This is a genomic window from Synechocystis sp. PCC 6803 substr. PCC-P (genome assembly GCF_000284455.1).
In the GTDB taxonomy this organism is placed as follows: Bacteria; Cyanobacteriota; Cyanobacteriia; order Cyanobacteriales; family Microcystaceae; genus Synechocystis.
Genome location: NC_017039.1, coordinates 382,368 through 403,645, shown reverse-complemented (window position 1 = coordinate 403,645; position 21,278 = coordinate 382,368). Strand labels below are relative to the sequence as shown.

General features: G+C 49.5%; 24 protein-coding genes. 10 read left to right on the top strand and 14 right to left on the bottom strand.

The genetic code is table 11. The features are described from left to right. Positions 1-111: 111 nt before the first annotated feature. A complete protein-coding gene (locus tag SYNPCCP_RS01950; protein ID WP_010871582.1) occupies positions 112-1,254 on the bottom strand; it encodes a hybrid sensor histidine kinase/response regulator in 1,143 nt (380 codons plus the stop codon). A 241-nt stretch (positions 1,255-1,495) separates the two neighbouring features. Between SYNPCCP_RS01950 and SYNPCCP_RS01945 the strand changes: the two genes are divergently transcribed. From SYNPCCP_RS01945 to gloB, 3 genes are all read left to right on the top strand, one after another. Continuing rightward, positions 1,496-2,824, top strand: a complete 1,329-nt coding sequence (locus SYNPCCP_RS01945) for an ammonium transporter (RefSeq protein WP_010871581.1) — start codon at positions 1,496-1,498, stop codon at positions 2,822-2,824. A 119-nt stretch (positions 2,825-2,943) separates the two neighbouring features. Further along, positions 2,944-4,269, top strand: a complete 1,326-nt coding sequence (locus SYNPCCP_RS01940; protein WP_010871580.1) for a dihydroorotase — start codon at positions 2,944-2,946, stop codon at positions 4,267-4,269. A gap of 60 nt (positions 4,270-4,329) precedes the next feature. Then, positions 4,330-5,103 carry a hydroxyacylglutathione hydrolase gene (gene gloB / locus SYNPCCP_RS01935; protein WP_010871579.1) on the top strand — a complete coding sequence of 258 codons (774 nt, stop codon included), beginning with the start codon at positions 4,330-4,332 and terminating at the stop codon, positions 5,101-5,103. Between the two features lie 79 nt (positions 5,104-5,182). Here gloB and SYNPCCP_RS17195 read toward each other — a convergent pair whose 3' ends face one another. Together SYNPCCP_RS17195 and obgE are read right to left on the bottom strand one after the other, a co-directional pair. After that, a complete protein-coding gene (locus tag SYNPCCP_RS17195; protein ID WP_010871578.1) occupies positions 5,183-5,356 on the bottom strand; it encodes a chlorophyll a/b-binding protein in 174 nt (57 codons plus the stop codon). Positions 5,357-5,400: 44 nt separating this feature from the next. Continuing rightward, positions 5,401-6,507, bottom strand: a complete 1,107-nt coding sequence (gene obgE, locus SYNPCCP_RS01925) for a GTPase ObgE (RefSeq protein WP_010871577.1) — start codon at positions 6,505-6,507, stop codon at positions 5,401-5,403. 158 nt (positions 6,508-6,665) lie between these two features. Between obgE and SYNPCCP_RS01920 the strand changes: the two genes are divergently transcribed. The 7 genes from SYNPCCP_RS01920 to SYNPCCP_RS01890 all read left to right on the top strand — a co-directional run bounded on the left by SYNPCCP_RS01920 (position 6,666) and on the right by SYNPCCP_RS01890 (position 14,369). Beyond that, positions 6,666-7,487 carry a glycosyltransferase family 2 protein gene (locus tag SYNPCCP_RS01920; RefSeq protein WP_223211332.1) on the top strand — a complete coding sequence of 274 codons (822 nt, stop codon included), beginning with the start codon at positions 6,666-6,668 and terminating at the stop codon, positions 7,485-7,487. A gap of 39 nt (positions 7,488-7,526) precedes the next feature. Beyond that, entirely contained in the window at positions 7,527-9,548 is a 2,022-nt protein-coding gene (locus SYNPCCP_RS01915; RefSeq protein WP_010871575.1) for a flotillin family protein, read from the top strand. 146 nt (positions 9,549-9,694) lie between these two features. After that, the gene (locus SYNPCCP_RS01910; RefSeq protein WP_010871574.1) at positions 9,695-10,423 is read left to right on the top strand and encodes a membrane protein; all 729 of its coding nucleotides are present in this window, start codon (positions 9,695-9,697) and stop codon (positions 10,421-10,423) included. A gap of 16 nt (positions 10,424-10,439) precedes the next feature. After that, the gene (locus tag SYNPCCP_RS01905; RefSeq protein WP_010871573.1) at positions 10,440-11,645 is read left to right on the top strand and encodes a succinate--CoA ligase subunit beta; all 1,206 of its coding nucleotides are present in this window, start codon (positions 10,440-10,442) and stop codon (positions 11,643-11,645) included. Positions 11,646-11,703: 58 nt separating this feature from the next. Continuing rightward, positions 11,704-12,639, top strand: coding sequence for a bestrophin family protein (locus tag SYNPCCP_RS01900; RefSeq protein ID WP_228670066.1), 936 nt, complete (start codon positions 11,704-11,706; stop codon positions 12,637-12,639). 270 nt (positions 12,640-12,909) lie between these two features. Next, complete coding sequence (locus SYNPCCP_RS01895; protein WP_010871571.1) at positions 12,910-13,191, top strand: hypothetical protein; 282 nt, start codon at positions 12,910-12,912, stop codon at positions 13,189-13,191. Further along, positions 13,191-14,369 (top strand): FAD-binding oxidoreductase, encoded by a 1,179-nt coding sequence (locus SYNPCCP_RS01890; protein WP_010871570.1) that lies wholly within the window; start codon positions 13,191-13,193, stop codon positions 14,367-14,369. Before SYNPCCP_RS01895 ends, SYNPCCP_RS01890 begins: the two co-directional genes overlap by 1 nt. On the opposite strand, the gene SYNPCCP_RS01885 is transcribed toward SYNPCCP_RS01890, so the two are convergent. From SYNPCCP_RS01885 to SYNPCCP_RS01830, 11 genes are all read right to left on the bottom strand, one after another. Then, complete coding sequence (locus tag SYNPCCP_RS01885) at positions 14,343-15,479, bottom strand: esterase-like activity of phytase family protein (RefSeq protein ID WP_223211331.1); 1,137 nt, start codon at positions 15,477-15,479, stop codon at positions 14,343-14,345. The two genes, SYNPCCP_RS01890 and SYNPCCP_RS01885, sit on opposite strands and share 27 nt — an antisense overlap. A gap of 109 nt (positions 15,480-15,588) precedes the next feature. Further along, the gene (locus SYNPCCP_RS01880; RefSeq protein ID WP_010871568.1) at positions 15,589-16,863 is read right to left on the bottom strand and encodes a glycosyltransferase family 4 protein; all 1,275 of its coding nucleotides are present in this window, start codon (positions 16,861-16,863) and stop codon (positions 15,589-15,591) included. A 63-nt stretch (positions 16,864-16,926) separates the two neighbouring features. Further along, entirely contained in the window at positions 16,927-17,469 is a 543-nt protein-coding gene (locus SYNPCCP_RS01875; RefSeq protein ID WP_014407068.1) for a WcaF family extracellular polysaccharide biosynthesis acetyltransferase, read from the bottom strand. 164 nt (positions 17,470-17,633) lie between these two features. Further along, on the bottom strand, positions 17,634-18,179 hold the full coding sequence (locus SYNPCCP_RS01870) for a Uma2 family endonuclease (protein ID WP_010871566.1): 546 nt from the start codon (positions 18,177-18,179) through the stop codon (positions 17,634-17,636). Positions 18,180-18,255: 76 nt separating this feature from the next. Further along, positions 18,256-18,666 carry a hypothetical protein gene (locus SYNPCCP_RS01865; RefSeq protein ID WP_010871565.1) on the bottom strand — a complete coding sequence of 137 codons (411 nt, stop codon included), beginning with the start codon at positions 18,664-18,666 and terminating at the stop codon, positions 18,256-18,258. 4 nt (positions 18,667-18,670) lie between these two features. Then, positions 18,671-19,303: a Uma2 family endonuclease gene (locus SYNPCCP_RS01860; protein WP_010871564.1), complete on the bottom strand. Its 633-nt coding sequence runs from the start codon at positions 19,301-19,303 to the stop codon at positions 18,671-18,673. A gap of 95 nt (positions 19,304-19,398) precedes the next feature. Next, complete coding sequence (locus tag SYNPCCP_RS01855; RefSeq protein WP_010871563.1) at positions 19,399-19,596, bottom strand: DUF2283 domain-containing protein; 198 nt, start codon at positions 19,594-19,596, stop codon at positions 19,399-19,401. A gap of 255 nt (positions 19,597-19,851) precedes the next feature. After that, positions 19,852-20,346 carry a hypothetical protein gene (locus SYNPCCP_RS16660; RefSeq protein WP_010871562.1) on the bottom strand — a complete coding sequence of 165 codons (495 nt, stop codon included), beginning with the start codon at positions 20,344-20,346 and terminating at the stop codon, positions 19,852-19,854. A 33-nt stretch (positions 20,347-20,379) separates the two neighbouring features. Beyond that, positions 20,380-20,697: a UDP-glucose 4-epimerase gene (locus tag SYNPCCP_RS01840; RefSeq protein WP_010871561.1), complete on the bottom strand. Its 318-nt coding sequence runs from the start codon at positions 20,695-20,697 to the stop codon at positions 20,380-20,382. Positions 20,698-20,772: 75 nt separating this feature from the next. Next, positions 20,773-21,003, bottom strand: a complete 231-nt coding sequence (locus tag SYNPCCP_RS01835; RefSeq protein WP_010871560.1) for a type II toxin-antitoxin system HicA family toxin — start codon at positions 21,001-21,003, stop codon at positions 20,773-20,775. Beyond that, positions 21,000-21,239, bottom strand: coding sequence for a type II toxin-antitoxin system HicB family antitoxin (locus SYNPCCP_RS01830; protein WP_041425907.1), 240 nt, complete (start codon positions 21,237-21,239; stop codon positions 21,000-21,002). Before SYNPCCP_RS01830 ends, SYNPCCP_RS01835 begins: the two co-directional genes overlap by 4 nt. Positions 21,240-21,278: the final 39 nt, after the last annotated feature.

Below are 21,278 nucleotides of genomic sequence, written 5' to 3'. Positions count from 1 at the left end.
CTGCCCTCCGCTGGCATGGTTGTTGCTAGTACTTTTGTCAAATTGTGAATCAATCTAATCTAAACCCATTGGCCCTTGGTCAAGATTGACCTTGGTGATCCTGTGGCCCATTTATTTCCCGATATCCACCGCTGCTCCTCTCCATTGGTCATGGGGCATCCAACCGAATGGCACCGGAGGATGCTGGGGCAATGTCAGGGAAAACATCGCTCCCCTGGGCTGATTATCTTGGACTGTGATGGCACCGCCATGGGCTTCGCTCATCATCTTACAGAATGCCAGACCCAAGCCAATTTGGGCAATGTTGGGCATGATGGTGCCCACTTCATAGGGCTCAAAAATTTTGAGCTTAAGTTCGTCCTTAATACCTGGCCCTTGGTCAATGAAGCAGATGGTGACTTTATCCTTATCTTCCGTTATGATCGCCACCTCCACCTTTGCGCCCGTGGGGGAAAACTTAATCGCATTGCTGAGCAAGTTACTAATAATACGCTGAAAAATGGGGGGATCTATTTTTGCAACTAAGGGCTTATTTTCCCATGTCCGTACCAGGGTTAATTGTTTTTGGCTGGCGATCGCCTCGTAATCATCCAGCACAGTCCCCATTAATGCCAACAGGTCGACTTCTTGATAGTCCAGACGAATCTTGCCATGTTCCTGTTTAGACACCACCAACATATCATCCACTAAATGCTGGATTTGTTGCCCGGCCTGGAGCAGGCGATCAAGTCTTTCCGGGGGCAAGGGAGCATCAGAATGACTCCTCTGCAAAACCTGTATCCCCAAAATCAGATTAGTGAGGGGATTGCGTAAATCGTGGACAATCATGTGCACCATTGATTCCCGTTGTTGCAGCAAATTGCCCAAAGCATCATACTGGTGCTTCAGTCGCAACATGGCCTGGATACGGGCCTGTAACTCCAATCCGTTCAAGGGCTTGGAGATAAAATCATCTGCCCCCGCCGCCAAACAATTAGCCAAGCTAAGTTTACTATCCAGGGCCGTCACCATAATAATTGGCAGGGCATGCCACCGAGCCGAAGCACGAATCATCCGACAAACTTCAACGCCACTTAGCCCCGGCATCATGACATCAAGCAACAGGAGGTCCGGCTGAAAGGTATCTAGATTGTCAATAGCTCGTTGGCCACTATCGGCGTAGTTGAGTTCATAACCCTGGTCCGCTAAGAGGGCATCGATAACGTCGAAATTATCGGGATCGTCATCTGCCACCAGAAGGGAAGCTGTTCCCATAGAGCGTTACTGCCGATGCTAATGCTTTGCAGAAGAGGATTCATTCCCCTCTTTTTCAGTGTACCGTGCACTTCCTCGTTCCACTAGATTGGAGCCCAAATATCATCAGAGTACTGCTTTTCCCGGGCCGGCAAATTGTGGACAAACAGTAACAAAAGTTGGCAGTGAACAATTCATTCCCTCCTAAGATGCCATCTTGAGAAAAATTTCACTTTTCCAGGGAGTTGATTTAGTATAGGCGATGAAACCGAAAAATTTTCCCCTTGCTCGTTATGTCCTGGGCGCCATGCTGGCATTTTTATTTGTCGGGGTGGCCCAAGCCCAAACGGAAACCACTTCCATTGCAGAAGTTACCTATGCAATCAATAATCTATTCTTACTAGCTGCAGCAGTTTTAGTACTGTTCATGCAGGCTGGCTTTGCCATGTTGGAAGCCGGGCTGTCTTCCCACAAAAACACAGTTAATGTGCTGTTTAAAAACACTTTTGATGTTTGTGTGGGAGTGTTACTTTATTTCCTTTTTGGCTACAGCCTCATGTACGGCGAAAACCCGGTGTTGGGCGGCTTTTTTGGCTGGGGTGGCTTTGGCATCACCAATAATCTGGATAATGTCGAAGGGCTTAGTCCCCAGGTGGATTGGTTGTTCCAGGCAGCCTTTGCAGCTACGGCGGCCACCATTGTGTCCGGGGCGGTGATGGGGAGGATGTATTTCAAAGCCTATCTAATTTACTCCGCCGTGATTACCGGGTTGGTCTATCCCATCAGTGGCCATTGGAAGTGGGGAGGGGGTTGGCTTGATAAATTGGGTTTCCACGACTTTGCTGGTTCTCTTCTGGTGCATTCCGTGGGAGGCTTTGCAGCCCTGGCGGCGGTGGTGGTAATGGGACCTCGTATTGGTCGTTTTGAGGGCAACAAAATTAATAGTCTGGGTTATCAGGGGATTACATCCAGTTCCCTGGGGGTGTTTATTCTCTGGGTGGGCTGGTATGGCTTTAATCCCGGTAGTCAATTAGCCTTTGTGGGGGCTTTAAATACCAATACAACTATGTTAATTGCGGTGAACACCACTCTGTCCGCAGCAGCGGGGGGATTGGCGGCCTTGGCCTTTGACTGGATTACTGAGAATAAGCGCAAACCTAATTTGCTGGTAACCCTGAATGGTATTTTGGGCGGCTTGGTGGGCATTACCGCCGGTTGTGACACCGTTAGTAATTGGTCGGCGATCGCCATTGGTGTAGTGGCAGGCATTTTGTCGGTGCTGGGCACTAAGCTGTTGGACCGTCTACGCATTGACGATGGGGTGGGCGCTTGGCCTGTCCACGGTTTATGCGGCATTTGGGGCGGTATCGCCGTGGGTATTTTTAGCACCAACGTTGAACATAAACTTAGCGCTCAAATCGTCGGCTCCTTGGTGATTCCCTTTTGGGCCTTCATCACCATGTTTTTCCTCTTCTACGTCATGGATCTTTGGGGCATATTACGGGTAAAACCGTCCCAGGAAAAAGTGGGGCTCGATATTGTTGAACATGGTCAAACCGAGAAAGGGGTGGAGATTGCGTTTGAAGACTAGGCGCTGATTGGCTCAACCCAAAAGTACAGTTAACCCCCAGAATCCGGAAAGGTTGCCCAACTTTGCTAGGATTTTAGGGGGATTTTTGTGCCGTCGTTCCCCCGAGGTTAAAAGGTTAAATGGAAACGCAATGTCGACCCCAGGTTCGTTGCTTAGATCCCATACAGGGCAAGGAAACACGGGTGACGGTAATAGTACGGGGTAGGGCCATTGTGGCCGTTGAAGATGATTCTTACCCGATACCGGCGGATGCGGCGGTTATACCCGGAGAAAATTTGCTTTTGGCCCCTAGCTTGGCAGATCTGTACAGCTACAGTGGTGAGCCTGGGTACGAAGACAGGGAAACCCTCAGTCAATTGGTGAAAACGGCGATCGCCGGTGGGTTTGGGGACGTGGCTATTTTACCCAACACCGATCCTCCCCTGGATCAACCCCAAACTTTGCAATGGTTAAAGCAACGGTTAAACCAGATAGAAGGGGTCAATGCTCACCATCAGCCCCCTGGAGACCCTCAAGCGGAAAATCGGCCAGATTCGGCCCCAGTCCAATGCCATTGGTGGGGGAGTGTCACCCAAGGGAACCAGGGCAAGCAGTTAACGGAATGGGGAGAGCTAGACCAAGCAGGGGTAATTGGCTTCAGCGATGGGGGCGCAATTCAAGATTGGCGGTTACTACAGCGGGCTTTGGAATATGGAGCCATAGCCGGCAAACCTTTAGCTTTGGTGCCCCTTAATCTTTCCCTGCGGGGAAATGGGGTAATGCGGGAAGGGCCCTTGGCGATTCAGTTGGGCCTGCCACCGGATCCGGTGATGTCCGAAGCGGCGGTGATCGCCAGTTTGCTGGAATTGTTGCCCCATTATGGGACTCCCGTGCATTTCATGCGAATTTCCACCGCCCGGGGCGTAGAATTAATTGTCCAAGCTAAAAGTCAGGGTTTAAATTGCACCGCCAGCGTCAATTGGCACCATCTCCTGCTCAGTAATGAGGCGATCGCCCATGGTTTACCGCCCCACACTCCCCACTACGATCCCAATTTGCGTTTTGACCCTCCCCTGGGTAACGAAGGCGATCGGCTAGCGCTAATCGAAGGGGTTAAATCCGGCGTCATTGATGCCATTGCGGTGGACCACCAAGCCTTCACTTACGAAGAAAAGACCCAAACCTTTGCGGAAACTCCCCCCGGGGCGATCGGTTATGAATTGGTTTTGCCCTGTTTATGGCAAGGGTTAGTGGAAAAAAATCTGATAACTCCAATGGCATTGTGGCGAGCTTTGAGCACCAATCCCCGGCGATGCTTAGGTTTACCAGAAGTTAGTAATTCCCGTATTTTGTTTGATCCCGATCAGGCTTGGACCCTAAAAAGGGGCACTTTGCAAACTTCCGCCTACAACAGTCCTTGGTGGAATCACAGCTTAAAAGGTCGAGTGGTGGCGTGGGAAAGTTAATTTGGTCAGCTTTTTAAAATACTTGCAGGCAAACACTGAGATTAATCAGACAAAAAAATTATGGATATTCACCGCTTACCAGCCCTGGCCGATAACTATATTTTCCTCCTCCATGATCGCCAGAGGAATCAGGCCGCAGTGGTGGATCCGGCGGAAGCTAAACCTGTATTGGATTGTCTAGAAACCTTAGGAGCCGATTTAGTTACCATTTATAACACCCATCACCATGGGGACCATGTGGGAGCGAATCGAGAGCTGTTAGCAAAATATCCCAATCTGGAAGTTTACGGGGGAGTCGAAGATCAGGGACGTATTCCCGGCCAAACGGTGTTTCTGCGAGACGGCGATCGCCTCAGTTTTGCTGATAGGGAAGCCACAGTTTATTTTGTACCAGGCCACACTAGGGGCCACATTGCCTACTATTTTGCTCCAGGGTCAGGAGAAACCATCGGGGATTTATTTTGCGGTGACACCATTTTTGCTGGGGGCTGTGGCCGATTGTTTGAAGGCACTCCCGCCCAGATGGTGCAATCCATCGGCAAATTACGCCAACTACCAGATCAAACCCGTCTGTGGTGCGCCCACGAATACACCCTAGGTAACCTCAAATTTGCCCTCACCGTTGACCCCAGCAACAAGGATCTTCAGGAACGGTTCCAGACAGTGCAAGGCGATCGCCAACGGGGCCAGGCCACCATTCCATCTTGGTTGGGCACAGAAAAACGCACCAATCCCTTTCTGCGGTGGGACAATCCAGCTATTCAAGCTAGGGTAGGAATGACGGAGCCAGCTCGGGTATTTGGCAAGCTCCGGGGCATGAAGGACAACTTCTAGCTTTTTGCCGGGAAATAAGCTGATTTAGGCAGAGCTATCAGCTATCTCGATTGTACGCAAGCAGCAATAAGCCAACTCCCTAGCGCAGTCCCAACCAGGCCAACACCCCTTGGTTAGTGAAATATTCGATCACCAGGATGAGGAGAAATCCCACCATGGCAGCCCGGCCATTGAGCTTTTCCGCGTAGTTGTTGAAGCCAAATTTGGGATCTTCCTGCACGGGGGTTTGGTTCGGTTGTAGTTCTTCACTCATGGGATTTCCTGGGATAATTAACTTAGTTTACAATTCTTTACCTTTTAGCTTGAGTAAGTTACCCCGTCAATGGGTACGTCAGAGTTGAAAGGATTATTCATTGCCGCCTGGGCCTGCAATTCCAACTCCAGTAACCTCTGGGCTTCTGCGTCCGCCGCGGCCATTTCATCCAGCCATTGCCACACCAATTGCATCAAATCATCTAAGCCTCTCCGGGTGGCCGCCGAAATGTGCAAACAGGGAGCAGTACTGAATCGTTTTAATTCCGTTTCAATTTCCCCAATCATTTCCCCGTCCAGCGCATCAATTTTATTCAAAGCAATGATCTGGGGTTTTTCCGTTATCCCCCGGCCATAGGCGTCCAACTCCTGCTGAATCACCCGAAAATTGGCGATCGGATCCCCTGCAGTGACGTCTAAAACGTGGAGCAGTAAACGAGTCCGTTCAATGTGGCGCAAAAATTCATGACCCAAACCAATGCCCGCTGCCGCCCCTTCGATTAGCCCGGGAATATCAGCAAAAACGGTGCCATCCCCGGTGGGTTTTCGCACCACTCCCAGGTTGGGAACCAGGGTAGTAAAGGGATAGTCGGCAATTTTTGGACGAGCCGCCGACAAAGCTGCAATTAGGGTGGATTTCCCGGCATTGGGTAAACCAATAATGCCCACTTCCGCCAGCAGTTTTAGCTCTAGCCGTAGCTGTCGCTGTTCCCCCTCCAATCCCGGTAGGGCGTATTCCGGAGCCCGGTTGCGGTTGCTAAGGAAATGTTGATTACCCAAACCACCTTTGCCCCCCGCCGCCACACAAAGCCTTTGCCCAGGGCTAACTAAATCTCCCAAGAGGCATTCCCCGTCCAAGTCATACACCATGGTGCCACAGGGAACTTGCACCACCACATCCTTGCCATTGGCCCCGGTGCAATTGCTAGAGCCGCCTTTTTTGCCGTCTTCCGCTTTAAAAATCCTGGCGTAGCGAAAATCCAACAGGGTTTGCAGATTGGCATCCGCTTCAAAAATTACCGAGCCACCCCGGCCCCCATTGCCCCCGGAAGGGCCCCCTGCTGGCACATACTTTTCCCGCCGAAAGGACACCATGCCATCGCCGCCTTTGCCGCCCTGAACTTCGATCTCCGCTTGATCAATAAATTGCATTCTCTAAAACTTACTTCCTGTTAATTCTGACTAAAAATAGACTTCAATTTTCCGAATAGCCTCTCTCCAAATGATATAACTCTTAGGGTGCTGAGGTGGGCTGTGACTTCGCCATTGCCAAGGATTTTCTTCTGTTTTTCTTAACTAAGCCAATTTCCATGAAGCTTTCGGTTATCATTCCGATTTATAACGAAATCCAAACCATCGAAAAAATTCTCAAAAAAATTACCACGGTAATGCCTGAAATCCCCAAGGAAATTGTCATGGTGGACGATGGCTCTAAGGATGGTACGAGGGAATGGTTGGTGGATACCTTTGGCGATCCGGAACAGCATCCCGTTTTAGCCAACGTCAACTTAGCGGGTAAATTCCAGTGCTTTCCCCTTGATCAATCGGCGGAAACCAACGGCGATCGCCAGGGGAACAGTTTTGTTATGCCCAAGGAATGGGAAGTGAAAGTAATTTTCCATCGTCAGAATCAGGGCAAAGGGGGGGCTCTCCACACTGCTTTTGCCGCCGCCACCGGGGATGTGTTGATTATTCAAGATGCGGATTTGGAATACGACCCCGAGGATTGGGGTCCCATGTGGAAGTTAATTGATGGGGGTTGGGCCGATGTGGTGTACGGTTCCCGCTTCTACGGCAATCCCCATCGGGTGCTCTATTTCCATCATTATTTAGGCAATAAATTGATCACCAGTTTGATTGATTTGGTCTGTAATATTAACCTCACTGACATTGAAGTTTGTTACAAAATGTTTCGACGGGAAGTGTTGGAGGATTTACGTTTAACCTGTAATGATTTCGGTTTCGAAGTTGAATTTACAATGAAGGTAACCCGATCGCCGAAGCGATGGCGAATTTATGAAGTGGGGGTGGCCTATTATGGCCGTACCTTTGCGGAAGGAAAGAAAATCAATTGGCGAGATGGGGTTAAAGCTTTGGGCTACATTGCCAAATTTTGGTTAACCAACGCTTAAGGTTTCGCAACTACAACTTTTATCCTCCGGAGGCACACCATGCAAAGTAAATTTTGGTTTGAATTTCTCCAGACCTTGCCCACCCTGCCAGGGGACACTGTTCCCGTAATGGCCATACAGGCTAGTCCAGGTGAAACTTCAGGAGAGTTAATCATTGCCCAAGCCCCCAATCAGACTTTGGATAATAATAATTCTGCCTTGGGAGGTTTGTCGCCACTGTTATTTTTTCCGGTGGTAATTATTGCGGTCATTTTTCTGATTTTAGTGACCATTTTTCTTTATACCCGCTTTTACGTCATTGCCCCCAATAACGAAGCTTTAGTCAGAACTGGCGGCGTTTTTAAAAAAGAGCAAATGGTGATTCTCCACGGAGGCTGCATTGTCATTCCCGGTTTCCATGAAATTACCAGGGTCTCCCTAAGGGAAATTTCTATCGATGTGGTGCGGGCAGGGAATTTGGCTGTGCGGACCCAGGATTATATGCGGGCCAATATGCGAGTGACTTTCTACGTTTGCATTACCCCCAACCGCAATGAAATTTTAACAGCGGCGGCCAGGCTTTCTAAAAAAGGGCAAATTTCGGAAGCGGATATTAAAGATGCTCTGGAAAAACGGGCCGATGATGCCATTCGAGCGGCGGCGAAAAAGAAAAAATTGGCGGAATTGGATTCCGATAAATTGGGTTTTGCTGATGAAGTGTTGAACCTGATCCAAGGTGATTTACGTAAAGTTGGTTTAACCCTCAATAACATTGCCATTTCCGAAATTGAAGAAAGTGATACCTACGACGAAAATAACTTTTTTGATGCCCAGGGAGTGCGGTTAAGAACGGAAACGATCCAACGATCCATCCAACAAAAACGGGAGGTGGAGTTAACCACCAGGGTGGCCATTGAACAGGGAGAATTGGAAGCTGAGAAAAAGAGTTTAGCCATTAAACGGGAGCAGGAAGACGCCAATATTACCCAACAAAAAGAAATTGAATTACTCAAACTAGCCCAACGGAAGGAATTGGAATCCCAGGAAGCCCAACAGCAACGGGAAATTCAAGAGGCAAAGGATAAGGAGGAGGCGAAAAAGGAACGGAATAAAATTCTCCAGGAACAGGCGGTGGAGGAGGAACGGATTCAGAAAGAATTAGCTATTCAAAATAGTCAAATTGCGTCGGCGATCGCCTTGGAGGAACGGAATAAGGAGCTAAAAGTGGCCCAGGCGTTGCAAAAACAGGAAGCGGAGGTGGCGGAAATTCAACGGAAGAAAACCATCGAGGCTTCCCAACTGCAAGCTAAGGCGGAAATTGCCCTGGCCGAACAAAAAACCCAAATCACCGAACAAACAGCGGCGATCGCCATTGCCAATAAACAGAAGGAACGGTTAGAGGCGGAAGCCCTGCGGGCCGAGGCAGAATCCGGGGTAATTACCGCCCAGGAAGTGGAAGCGGCGGAAAGGGCTCAAAAATTAGCAGTGATTGTGGCCCAACAGGATGCCCAACAACATCGCATCGCTGAACAAAACGTGGTGGAAATTGACGTATTCCGGCGGCGGCGGCAAGCGGAAAGTGCCAGGCAAGCGGCGGAATTGGAAGCGGAATCCATCCGCACCCTGGCCGATGCCAACCGCCACAAAGCTATGGCTGAAGCGGAGGGACAAAAAGCCATTATCGAAGCCCATAACAGTTTAAGTAATGCTAATCGCACAGCGGAGTTATTAAAAACCATCTGGCCGGAACTGGTTACCCAACTGCCGGATCTAATCAAAGCGTTGGCGCCCCAGCCCGGGGTTTTGGGGGAATCCCGCATTTACTCTTTCCCTGGGTTAAGTGGGAGCAATGGCAATGGTAGTAACAGCGGAGACATCAATAAATTACTGCTTTCCACCAGTGGCCTCACCCTGCTCAATGGTTTGTTGAATGAAGGCAAACTCAGCACCGTAGTTGACCAGGTTAAATCCCTACTCCAGGATCCCCCGTCGGTTTCCCCCCCTTCTGCTGCTGTCAGTGAAGACGATTGGCCTGACCTCGCTCCCCCCACTGAGACAAATTTTTCCCCGGAGGAAATTTAGCGGGGATCAACGGCGATCGCTACTGATAGGGGGGTAGACCCCCATCACCAAAGCCCCCAATAATGAGGGAAGATGGTATGACTGGAACTAAACCTTGCTGAGTCCTGGTTTTTCCGGTCTATCTCTGCAGGCCTCCACCTTCCCCTGTGTCCATGTTTGACTTCGATCTACTATTCAACTCGTCCTTTGCTGTTGTCCTCAAAATCCCATTGACGTTGCTAGTGTTAATTGCCCTTGAGGCAGTGCTATCGGCGGATAATGCCATTGCCCTAGCCGCCATCGCCCAGGGTTTACCCAATCCGGACCAGCAACGACGAGCTTTGAACGCAGGGTTAGTCATTGCCTATGTGCTTAGGGTTCTGTTGATTATCAGTGCTTCCTTTGTGTTGCAATATTGGCAGTTTGAGTTGGCGGGGGCATTGTACCTGCTCTGGCTGGTGGGGAGTTATTTTTTGTCTCCCGATGAAGGGGAAAATCATCATAAGGCTTTTGAGTTTAGTTCCTTTTGGCAAGCGATCCCCCTGATTGCCTTCACCGATTTAGCCTTTTCCCTCGATAGTGTCACTACGGCGATCGCCGTGGCGGATCAGTTATGGCTGATTATTGTGGGGGGCACCATTGGGGTGATTGCCCTCAGGTTTTTAGCGGGTTTATTTATTCGTTGGTTAGAGATTTTTACCCGCCTCAAAGATGCTGGTTTTATCACAGTGGGGTTAGTGGGTCTGCGCCTACTGCTCAGAGTCATTAACCCTGAGTTAGTGCCGCCACAATTGTTGATGATCGTCATAATTGGGCTACTGTTTGCTTGGGGCTTTTCGGAGCGACGTCCATCGGAGCTAGTGGAAGAAATTGTCCATAGCGGCGAACAGAAGTAAATTTTAGAGATCACTTATGGACTTGTTAGAGTACCAGGCCAAGGAACTATTTCAGCAAGTGGGCATTCCCATTTTGCCTTCCCAGACTATCCAAAACACCACTGCCCTCAAACGGTTGCAAATTCCCTACCCCATGGTGCTCAAATCCCAGGTGCGGGCGGGGGGCCGGGGTAAGGCCGGCGGGGTTAGGTTTGTGGAAAATACCATTGATGCCATTGCCGCCGCTTCGGCCATTTTCCATTTGCCCATTGCGGATGAGTACCCAGAGGTGATTTTGGCTGAGGCCCGCTACGATGCCCAGTCGGAATTATTTTTGGCGATCGTGCTGGACTACCAACGGCAGTGCCCTGTGTTAATGGGTTCCAGCGAGGGGGGCATTGATGTGGAAACCCTGTTGGAGCAAATGCAGAGCGTTTCCCTGCGGACTAACTTTTCTCCCTATCTAGCCCGACGGCTAGCGGTGAAAATGGGTTTGACCGGGCCCCTGGTGACTGCGGTGAGCGGCATCATCGGCAAAATGTATGAATTGTTTGTCACCTATGACTTGGACGTGATTGAAATTAATCCCCTGGGTATTAGTGCTGACGGGGAGGTGATGGCCCTGGACGGCAAAATTACAGTCAACGATACGGCGATCAACCGGCATCCGGATTTGATCAATTGGCGATCGGAGCAATGGACGGGGCATAGTTGGCTGCCGGGGAACTTGGCCCAGGGACAAATTGGCCTAATTTGTAACAGTGAAGGGCTAGCCCTGAGTACGTGGGACCTGCTCAATTCCTTCGGCATCACCGGCGCCTATTTATTGGATGAAGGTCGCAGTGACATAACCCTGGGGGAACAACTGGAATTGGCCTTTAACCACCTCAGCCAGGCCCCCAATTTAAAAGGAATTTTTGTTAACCTGGCCACCAGAGCAACGGACACCTCGGCCTTGGCGGAAGATTTACGGTCTTTTTTACCCCTGCCCCCCAACCTCTCCAGTGAAGACCGCAGTTTACGGGGGACGGGCCCCAGTTTGCCCCAGCGCCAACGGGTTCCCCAACGGCAAACCTATACAGGGGAAGTGCTACCGGTGGTTATCCGATTTAGCCAGGGAAATTTAGATCATCTCCAGCAGATGTACGACAACAGCCTTGTCCATTGGCACAATGATTTGGAAACGGCGATCGCCAAGATGCTGAGTTTGATGCCCCAAGAGACGGCATTGGCCCAGGGATAACTGTGGCCATTATTCCCCTAGATTGGCAATGTTTATCTAAGTTGGGGGAGAGCAAATTTTGAGCAAATTCTTGAGCTTTTTCAGCCACCATCCATCCCGATCGCCCCGCATATGGACGGACATACTGCTGCGTTGGCAAGGTTCCGTTATTCCGGCGATCGCCTCCCGGGTGCTAGTGTGTATGGCCTTTTCCCTGGGGGTGACCCTGGTGGATGGTTGGGGATATAAATTTTCCATTCCCATCCAGGAGAGCATTGTGCCCAGCATTGTGTTGGGATTGCTGTTAGTGTTTCGCACCAACACCGCCTATGAACGTTTTTGGGAAGGACGCAAAGCTTGGGGCACCATGGTCAACACCATTCGTAACCTCTCTCGGATCATTTGGGTTTCGGTGGCAGAACCCAGTCCCCAAGCCCACCAAGACAAAATTAAAATTCTGCATCTTCTGGTGGCCTTTGCCGTGGCCACAAAGTTACACCTGCGCTCTCAACCCCTAAATGAAGAAATTTGGGCTCTGTTGCCGGAATCCGGTTACCGGAAGCTTGAGGACCTAAATAATCCACCCTTAGAAATCGCCTTTTGGATCAGTAATTATCTGCAACGGGAATACGACCAAAACAATATTAATGCCTATCAGCTCACCGCCATGTTGCGCTTGGTAGACACCATGGTGGATGTGTTGGGCAGTTGCGAACGAATTTTAAAAACCCCCATTCCCCTGGCCTACGCCATCCATTTGCGCCAGCTAATCTTTCTCTATTGCTTCATTACCCCTTTCCAGATTGTGAATACCCTCCATTGGGCCACGGCTTTTGTGGTGGGAATTATCGCTTTCACTGTCTTCGGCATTGAAGAAATTGGAGTGGAGATTGAAAACCCCTTCGGCCACGATGCCAACGATCTGCCCTTAGACCAAATTTGCCAGACTATGCAGGCCAACCTGGAAGATTTAATCCAGTTACCCCCCTGGCACCAGATCTCCCATGGGGACTAGTGTTTATTCATTTATCCATGTAGAACTGCCCGACATTACCTTAGGATTTTATGGCTAACTAAAATAAAATCGAGCCGATCAAGAATTTTACGTCTTCCATGGAAAAGGTATTTCAACTTTGTCGCGCTGTTGTTTAAACAAACGAGGATTGCAGCTTGGCGGTTTAGTGCCCTGGGAACTGGTGCTTTCCCCCCTTCTTGGCAAAAAAACTATAACCTAGATAGGGAGAGTCGCAAGACTGTTTCACCACTTCCCGTTTACGGTTCCCCTATGATCAGCATTGATTTGACCCTTAAATATTCCCCCATGCCCGTGTCCGTACAGCGCAAGGAAAAGGATGGGGCGGAAGCACTCTATCAGACCATTGTCACTGCCATGCAGGGCGATCGCCCCCAAGTGTTGGAACTCACCTGTGAAAAGCAGACGGAGAAAAAGGTGGCCATTATGAGCGATCAGATTAGTGCGGTCATTGTTTCGGAGAAAGATGGTGCCGCCTCAGCGGGGAAAGTGCCGGGTTTTGCCGCCTTGGGCCAAATTGTTAATCAAGGTTAATGGAAAATTTCGATGCCATTGTGGTCGGGGCCGGCATTACCGGAGCGGCGATCGCCTATGAATTGCAAAACCAAGGGCAACGAGTACTATTACTCGAAAAACATCGTCAGCCTATCAACGCCACGGCCCTGAGCTATGGTGGCATTATCTATTGGGCTGGGGCCACTCCTCTACAGCGGCAATTGGGCCATGAAAGTCGCTATCGTTGGACCCATTTGAGCCAGGAGTTGGGGGGAGAAACGGAATATCGAGAGTTAGAGCTATTACTCTATCTCCGTCCTGAGGATGATGCCCAGGCCCTAGCTAAGCAGTTTGACCATTGTTTAATTCGGCCTCAATGGGTGGACCGTTTAACGGCGATCGCCATTGAACCCCAACTTAGCCCGGACGGCATTGGCGGCGGATTTGTGGTGCCCCAGGGCCACTGCCACGGCGGCAAAACCGTTAACGCCTATCTCCAAGCCTTTCTCCGGCTAGGAGGCATAGTCCGCATCACCGAGGTGCAAGGATTAATTACCAAGCAAAACCGGGTGCAGGGGGTCCACACTGGGGCGGGAAACTTTTTTGCCCATAACGTTATTCTGGCGGGGGGGGGTCAAAGCCTTGCTCTGCTACCGGAGTCGGGTATTAATTTGCCCCTCTATTTCACCCATGCCGCTGTGCTGCAAACAGTCCCTACCCAAGAAAATCTCCGCTGTGTGATTATGCCGGCGGATTTACAGCAACGCCCCAATTTAGAAGCCCTAGCCCCGACTTTAGATTGGCATCGGCCCGATGACCATTGCGTCGCCACGGTTGTGGAACCCGGAGCGGTGCAGTTTTTCGATGGCAGATTATTCATCGGTCAAATTAGCCAACTGGTGACTTCCCCCCGCTATCATCCCGACCTGGCCTGGGCCCAACAGCAGCTACAAACGGCGATCGCCAAAATTTTACCCCGCCTGGCCCTACTGCCGGTCACCGCCCACCATTGTTTAGTGGCCTTTAGTGGCCAAACCCTACCCCTAGTGGGGGAAATGCCTAATCTACCGGGGTTGGTGTTGTTCACCGGCTTCACCCATCCCTTGGTCTATGTGCCGCCCCTAGCGCAAAAACTGGCCCACCACCTAACCGTCGGCCGGGAACCAGTCATTGATCATTTGGCGCCGTTGCTAAACCCCCTGCAAACGGAAAAGTAGGATTTGGGTGCTTTGATCCCCACTAAAGTTATCGTCACTGATGGCAATTAAACTGGTGGAACCGTCTGGTAAGCGGGGCCCCAGGGTGATTCCTTCTAGATTATCCAACTCAATGCCCAAATCCTCCAGATCGAGCAGTAGTTCTTTGCGCATCGGGTTAATGGTGTTGGTACCAGGCTGAAAGCTAGCTATGCGGCTGGTGTCGGTGGCATTGGCATTGACCGTTTGGAAAATTTTGCCCTGGAATCCCGTCAGTCCAAAGGTTCGTTCTAAAGTGAGAAAATAACCTTCCCTGGGTAAAGCCACCATGGCGCTTAGGCCATGGAGCAGAGTGCCCGCTGGAGCTGGATCAAGGGGGTAAAGATTTTCACTGACTAAAACTGGTGCCCCGACGGAGTTAATTACGTAATGCAACCACCGTAAGGGAATTTCTTGGGGGGGATTCTCCGGGTCAAAGTCCTGGGCTAAAACACTTTCCGTGGCAGTAAAAAGGCGAAAAGGATCGTCCGCTAGGGTGCTAGTGGCGGCAATGGTTAAAGCCTCAAAACCGAAGTTATCCCGGATGCCCTGGGGTCGGTCTGCTTGGGGCAAAAATCGGCTGGGCAGGGGCAATCGCTCCAACTCCTGACCCGTTTGGGGATCAAATTCGGCAATTAAGGGCGGGCTTTGGCTCGATAAAACCCCTTCACTGCTGATGAACAGGGTTTGGCGGGGAGACAGGGCAATGCCTTCTGGGTCTAACAATTGACGACCGTAGGCTTCCCCTCCGCTGGTTCTGAGCTTGGTCATTCCCACTATTTCTGCTTTGGCAATCCCGATGCCCTCTTGCCCAGGGACTATGGTGAGGTGCATGGTGTAGAACCGAGGCGATCGCCGATCGTCGGTGACGGCATAAAAAAGATCCTGTTGGCGATCATAGGTAAGGTCGGAAATGCCTCCAACCGGTAAATCCTCTATTGCTTGTTTCGGTAGGGTATAGCTATCTAAAAATTCCAAGGACAGGGGTAAAAATAGGCGGGACTCTGCTTGCACCGCATCGGGGGAAACCCCACAGGCCACCAGGGTAAAGCAAACGATTGGCAGTATGAGCCTCAATGCAATTTTGGTCAAAATGTTGGTCAGCAACTTGATAAACCCTAAATTCCTGCCATCACTGTAGCTAACAAGTGGATTGATTCAGTTGTCCGGTGGCAGATGACTTGTTTGTCAGACCCTTTGGTTAAAGCAAGCTTGAGTCAGGATGGTTACAGAATTTATTTGCTTGGAGCTTGGCGACTTCTTCATCGCCCACTTTAGTAATGACAGATAGGTATTGGTCCGCAATGGTGTCCAGGGTAAAGTTTTCTTCAAAATATTGGCGGCCTCGACGCCCCATGGTTGCTGTTCGGCGGGGATTATTCTTAAGTTGAAGGATAAATTGAGCCAATCCTGCCCCGTCTCCGTTATCAATGGTTGCTCCACATTGAGCTTCGGCAATAATTTCCCGTAAATAGGAATGGGGGGGACAAATGGCGGCGATCGCCGTGCCTGCGGCCAAACAGCCATAGAATTTGCTCGGGACCACCAGCCCTTCCACCTGGGGCAAAATGGAAACCAAGCTCAGGTCGCAGGCGGTGAGGGAAAAGGGCAAAACCGGCTTGGGTTGGAAGGGCAAAAATAAACAATTAGTTAACTGGTGGCGTTGTACGAATTCTTGACAGACTGGGGCCTTAGCACCAGCTCCAATAAAAACAAACTGGACTTCTTCTTGCTGCAGTAGGCGAGCCGCTTCCATAACAGTTTCCAGGTCGTGGCACCGTCCCAGATTACCGGAATACAGTACGGTAAATGTCCGGTCCAAGCCATGGCGTTGGGCAAACCAGTTATCAGCTTTGGCCCTTGGTTGGATTAACACTCCATCCGCCCAGTTATGGACCACCTCAATTTTCCCTGCTAGGGCTGGTTGTTGGTCCGCGATCACCTTAGCCATGCTCTCGCTGAGCACAATAATAGCCTCTGCCTTTTGCCAAGTTAAACGATTTAGCCAACGCCACAATTTAACAATGGCATCCTTTTCCTTCGCCACCCCCAACTTCACTGCCACATCGGGGTAGAGATCATAAATCAGGCAGATATAGGGTTTTTTGTATAACAAATGCAGGATATAGGCCACCACCATTAGGTAGGGAGGCTCTGTAGTAACAAGAATCAAATCCCCCAGTCTGCTCCCTAATCTGAGTTTGACGATGGCGCGTAAACAATACAAAATTCCGGCGATCGCCCGCCCCCGTAATCTCTGGGGCCAGAGGCGGGAAGTCCTAGTTCTTCTGATCAAAACTCCCTGAGAGACTTCCTGGGATGGGGCAAGTTCCTGATCAAATGCATAACCCGGTTGCCCAGCAAAAATTTGCACATCAAGCTCTTTTTTGGACAGTTCGATGGACAGTTCTTCTAGCAGTTGCCCCGTGGCCGCATAGTCAGGGGGATAAAATTGGTTAAGAATGGTTAGCTTCATCAATAATTAGATCAAATCCCTAAAGGTACTAACAACAAAAGTTAGTTTTTACCTGGCGTAATTTCAGAGGAGTTGCCGTTTTTTGACCGGCTGACAGGGATTGCCAGAGTAGATGGTCATAGCCGCCAAATCTTTGACAGCCACAGACCCCAAAGTCAAAACTGCCTTTTCATTCACCCGTACTCCAGGTCCAATAACGGCGCTAGCACCGATCCAACTGCCAGCGGCGATGTGAATCGGACTGGTGATTAGGTCAAAGCTGGGTTTACTCCAATCGTGGTTGCCAGTGCATAGGTAAACGCCCTGGGAAATACACACATGGGACTCAATGGTAACCGGGGCGAGGTTATCAATCCAACATTTTTCCCCCAGCCAAACGTAATTGCCCAGGGTTAGCCGCCAAGGGAATTTGATCTTGACGTGGGGTTTGATATTAACTCCTGTACCAATTTTGGCCCCGAATAATCGCAGGATAGCTACCTTCAGCCTGGCCATGGGCAGTAGGGGCGTTTGGACTAAAAAATCCCCAATGGAATACCATAGCAATTGTTTAAACAGCGGGGCTCCAGGGTGATATTCTCCTTGCTGGTATTGATTAAGTTGCATGGTAATAATTTACGCCAAAATTAACTGGTTCGACAGCAAAAACAACGGAATTTATTTAGAATTTGGGAGAATGCTGCGGTCGCTCAGTTGGTTACCAAAAACAAAGGAGCAAGAATACGGCCAGAAAACTTGCCATGGTTTCAGTTTGGCCAATGGTCGGAGAGCTACCAATGGAACATTTCTTGTACTGATATTTTTATTTCGGGAAAGGCTTGGCTACGGATGATACCTTCGGAGTGGGTTTGTTGCAGGCGATAATCTTCTTTGTCTGGTGCTCGAAAAATAAATAATTGGCGTTTGCTTAGGTCTGCCACCCAATATTCGGGGATGCCTTCTTGAGCGTAGATTTGTTTTTTGTCGTTGAGGTCGTAGGCTTGGGTACTGTTAGCTATTTCAATTAACCAAAAAATATCGTCGGCCTGAGGATGCCTTTCTTTGTAGCGCTCCTGGGGAGCTAGAACAATGGCAATGTCAGGTTCCGGTTCAGATTGACTCAGGGTAATGGGATGGGCTTCCCTCACTAGAGCTAATCCGTGCAGGTTTTGGCGCAGATAGTCGGCAACGGTGGTGGTGGTGTAGCTATGGAGTGGTCCTTCGGGAGCCATGGTCACTAGGTCTCCGTCTAAAAGTTCCACTTTCTTACCGTCCAATAGCCCCTGTTCAATGAGGTGGTGATAGTCTGGAACTGTCCATTTCAGCAGGGTAACCATGGTTATTTCACAGGCAACGGGGGACTAGTCAATCTTAACAATGAGTATGTTGGGAAAGGGTTGGGCGATCGCCTATTTATTCCCCGTATTCCTGGAGGAAACTGAGGAAATCGATTAGGGCTGCTCTGGTGTCTGGGCTAGGGGTAAGTTGATACCGTGTTGGTCGAAGGAAGAATCGATTTTGGATTCGAGCACGGCGAGCCGCTCGTTGTCTTTCCTGATCTGCTCGGTCTCTTTCTTGATCTGTTCTGTCTCTTTCCTGATCTGCTCGGTTTCGGCTTCGATTTCCAGAGTTCCACTCAAGGCCGAGATTAACCAGGAGAGCCGCTGTGCCCAACGTGAACGCCAGGAAACTCCAGTCGAGGATGGTGAGGGGGATGAGTTGGAAGGGGGTGGTGTCGATGTTGCCATAAAATCTCAGTAGGGCCGCCACAGCATAAAGGAAAGTGGTCAGGGAGCGGGGCAGTAAGGCTAGAAAACTTGCCATAGGTTCATTTTAGCTGTGCCTTCAACTCACCCAACATTTGCCTTGTGCCAACTTGGTAAGCTTTTTGAATTAGTTGGGGAATCATTGACATTACGGCCAAATCTGGAAAAACTTGACTTTGGTTGCTTTCTAAATAACCTTGTTCTGAATAAAGGTAAATTTGTAGTTGATTGTTGCTATAAATCCACACTTCAGGAACGCCAATGGCTTGGTACGCATCGATGACGGTTTTGGAGCTTAAATTGCATTCAATTGCTAAATCTGGGGGGGGAGATTGATTCAGATCAAGGTTTTTGTATTCCCGCATCTGGGATGCATTTTGGATGTAAAAACAGCTATCTGGTTCTATGCCAGCGAAGGGAGGCTGTTTAAGGGTGGTGGAGCCAAAGTCTTCCCAGTCGCGCTCTTGGCATTCCAAAATAGCTTTGACGATATCGGTAATCAGACGATTTGGTTTTTCATGTAGGGCCAGGGGAGCCATGATTTCCAGTCGGCCTTGATAGTAAGCGAGTCGGGAATGACGTTTTTCTCCGAGTTCTTTTAGCAAAGAGATAAAGTCTACCCAGGATACATTGGGGATAGTTAAATGACTACCAGGGGCGATCTCAATGCGGGGAATGGCAACGGTGAGGGTCATGGGGAATTATTCGCTATAAAGGAAAGTGGTCAAGGACCGGGGCAGTAGGGCCAGAAAACTTGCCATAGTCTTAGTTTAGCTAACCGGCGATCGCCCTATGCCACAATCTGCTCGAACGAGATGTTAGGAATATTGGTTCTTTGTTGAGCGTGTTCAATGGTTATGGCACAGACATTTCCGTGCATGTCAATGTCAATTAAAGTGTTATCGTCCAAATCCCTGGTTTCGACAATATTGGCAGACTGAAATTCAATATAAAGGGTATCTGTATCAGTAAAGTACTTAATCTTCATGGTTTGAAGGAGCGGTCAAAAAATGCATTATGGACAGTTTCTCGATCTGACAATAAAACTACACGCAGATATCTACCTTCCATTTCCGGGATGGAAGCCCATAATTTGATTCTACCGTCTGTTTGAATTTCTTCCTTGAGAGGATTGTTCATAGTGTATTCTATCCACTCCAAGTGAATAATTAACCGATCTGGTCTTTGTCTGGTAGCTAAAAAATATTGGGTAAATTTCATTCAAGATTATCAAGCTCGCCGTTTATTCGCCGTATTCCTGGAGAAAGCTAAGGAAATCGATTAGGGTTGCTCTGGCTTCTGGGCTAGGGGCAAGTTGATACCGTGTTTGGAGAACAAATCCTCGATTTTGGATTCGAGCACGGCTAGCCGCTCGTTTTCTTTCCTGATCTGCTCGGTTTCTTTCTTGATCTGCTCGATCTCTTTCTCGATCGGCTTTTTCTCTTTCCTCAGACGCTCGGTTTCTTTCTTCGTCTGCAAGATTATCTCGTCGAGTTTCGCGTTCTCTTGTTTCAATCTCTCGGTTTCGGCTTCGATTTCCAGTGTTCCACTCAAGGCCGAGATTAACCAGGAGAGCCGCTGTGCCCAACGTGAACGCCAGGAAGCTCCATCCAAAGATGGTGAGGGGGATTCGGGGGATGGGGGTGGTGTCGATGTTGCCATAAAACCTCAGTAGGGCCGCAACGGCATAAAGGAAAGTGGTCAATGAACGGGGCAGTAAAGCCAGAAAACTTGCCATGGTTACAGTTTAGCTAACTGGCGATCGCCATTGCTACGGTTGTGTGCATGGGGAATTATCGCCATGGCGTTGTTGGTGCCAAGCCCAGGCATGGGTCAGAATATCTTTTGCCAGGGGATATTGGGGTTGCCAACCGAGGATTTGCCGAGCTTTTTCACTGCTGCCCACTAAAATCGGGGGGTCTCCCGGACGGCGATCGCCTTGTAGCACGGGAATGGGGCGATTGGTGACTAACTGGGCTGTTGCAATCATTTCCCGCACAGAGAAGCCATTGCCATTACCGAGGTTAAAGATGTTGGTAGCTCCCCCCTGCAAAAGGTAAGTTAATCCGAGAACGTGGGCCTGGGCCACGTCGTTGACGTTGATCGCCTATTTATTCACCGTACTCCTGGAGGAAGCTAAGCAAATGAGCGATCACACAAATTACTATTTTTGTAGTAAGTCAAAAAATTTTTCTTTTTCAAGTCCAATATCTTTAATCATGCCCATCAGTGTCCCCTGCTTTAAATCTTTTCCGGGATGGATGGGAACCACAACTCGATTACCCTGGGTATTTTTATAAATGGCATGGCTCCCTTTCTGGCGCTCCAGAAAAAATCCGAGCTTTTTGATTACTCGAATAAAATCTTTGGCTTGGACGCTTGGAAGATTGCTCACACCAAAATACTCAATGGTTTGACAATTAAATCTTCCTTAGGAACGGGCTGATGTTCGGCTATCAAGCTTTCAATGTATAGTTCAATAGCCTCTGTAATGTTTTGTATGGCTTCTTCAAAGGTGTCTCCTTGGGAATGGCATCCTTTGAGCATTGGGCAAAAGGCGTGATAACCGCCATCAAGCTCTTTTTCTAGAAGAACAGTATAGTTATAAATTTGCTTGGGAGTGACTGTCATGGTTACTTTTTTCATAAGGGAAACGTCGTCAGGGAGCGG

Coding starts and splice junctions, on each gene's coding strand:
- SYNPCCP_RS01950 (WP_010871582.1), bottom strand. CDS start 1,254: ATGGGAACAGCTTCCCTTCTGGTGGCAGATGACGATCCCGATAATTTC.
- SYNPCCP_RS01945 (WP_010871581.1), top strand. CDS start 1,496: ATGAAACCGAAAAATTTTCCCCTTGCTCGTTATGTCCTGGGCGCCATG.
- SYNPCCP_RS01940 (WP_010871580.1), top strand. CDS start 2,944: ATGGAAACGCAATGTCGACCCCAGGTTCGTTGCTTAGATCCCATACAG.
- gloB (WP_010871579.1), top strand. CDS start 4,330: ATGGATATTCACCGCTTACCAGCCCTGGCCGATAACTATATTTTCCTC.
- SYNPCCP_RS17195 (WP_010871578.1), bottom strand. CDS start 5,356: ATGAGTGAAGAACTACAACCGAACCAAACCCCCGTGCAGGAAGATCCC.
- obgE (WP_010871577.1), bottom strand. CDS start 6,507: ATGCAATTTATTGATCAAGCGGAGATCGAAGTTCAGGGCGGCAAAGGC.
- SYNPCCP_RS01920 (WP_223211332.1), top strand. CDS start 6,666: ATGAAGCTTTCGGTTATCATTCCGATTTATAACGAAATCCAAACCATC.
- SYNPCCP_RS01915 (WP_010871575.1), top strand. CDS start 7,527: ATGCAAAGTAAATTTTGGTTTGAATTTCTCCAGACCTTGCCCACCCTG.
- SYNPCCP_RS01905 (WP_010871573.1), top strand. CDS start 10,440: ATGGACTTGTTAGAGTACCAGGCCAAGGAACTATTTCAGCAAGTGGGC.
- SYNPCCP_RS01895 (WP_010871571.1), top strand. CDS start 12,910: ATGATCAGCATTGATTTGACCCTTAAATATTCCCCCATGCCCGTGTCC.
- SYNPCCP_RS01890 (WP_010871570.1), top strand. CDS start 13,191: ATGGAAAATTTCGATGCCATTGTGGTCGGGGCCGGCATTACCGGAGCG.
- SYNPCCP_RS01880 (WP_010871568.1), bottom strand. CDS start 16,863: ATGAAGCTAACCATTCTTAACCAATTTTATCCCCCTGACTATGCGGCC.
- SYNPCCP_RS01875 (WP_014407068.1), bottom strand. CDS start 17,469: ATGCAACTTAATCAATACCAGCAAGGAGAATATCACCCTGGAGCCCCG.
- SYNPCCP_RS01870 (WP_010871566.1), bottom strand. CDS start 18,179: ATGGTTACCCTGCTGAAATGGACAGTTCCAGACTATCACCACCTCATT.
- SYNPCCP_RS01865 (WP_010871565.1), bottom strand. CDS start 18,666: ATGGCAAGTTTTCTAGCCTTACTGCCCCGCTCCCTGACCACTTTCCTT.
- SYNPCCP_RS01860 (WP_010871564.1), bottom strand. CDS start 19,303: ATGACCCTCACCGTTGCCATTCCCCGCATTGAGATCGCCCCTGGTAGT.
- SYNPCCP_RS01855 (WP_010871563.1), bottom strand. CDS start 19,596: ATGAAGATTAAGTACTTTACTGATACAGATACCCTTTATATTGAATTT.
- SYNPCCP_RS16660 (WP_010871562.1), bottom strand. CDS start 20,346: ATGGCAAGTTTTCTGGCTTTACTGCCCCGTTCATTGACCACTTTCCTT.
- SYNPCCP_RS01830 (WP_041425907.1), bottom strand. CDS start 21,239: ATGACAGTCACTCCCAAGCAAATTTATAACTATACTGTTCTTCTAGAA.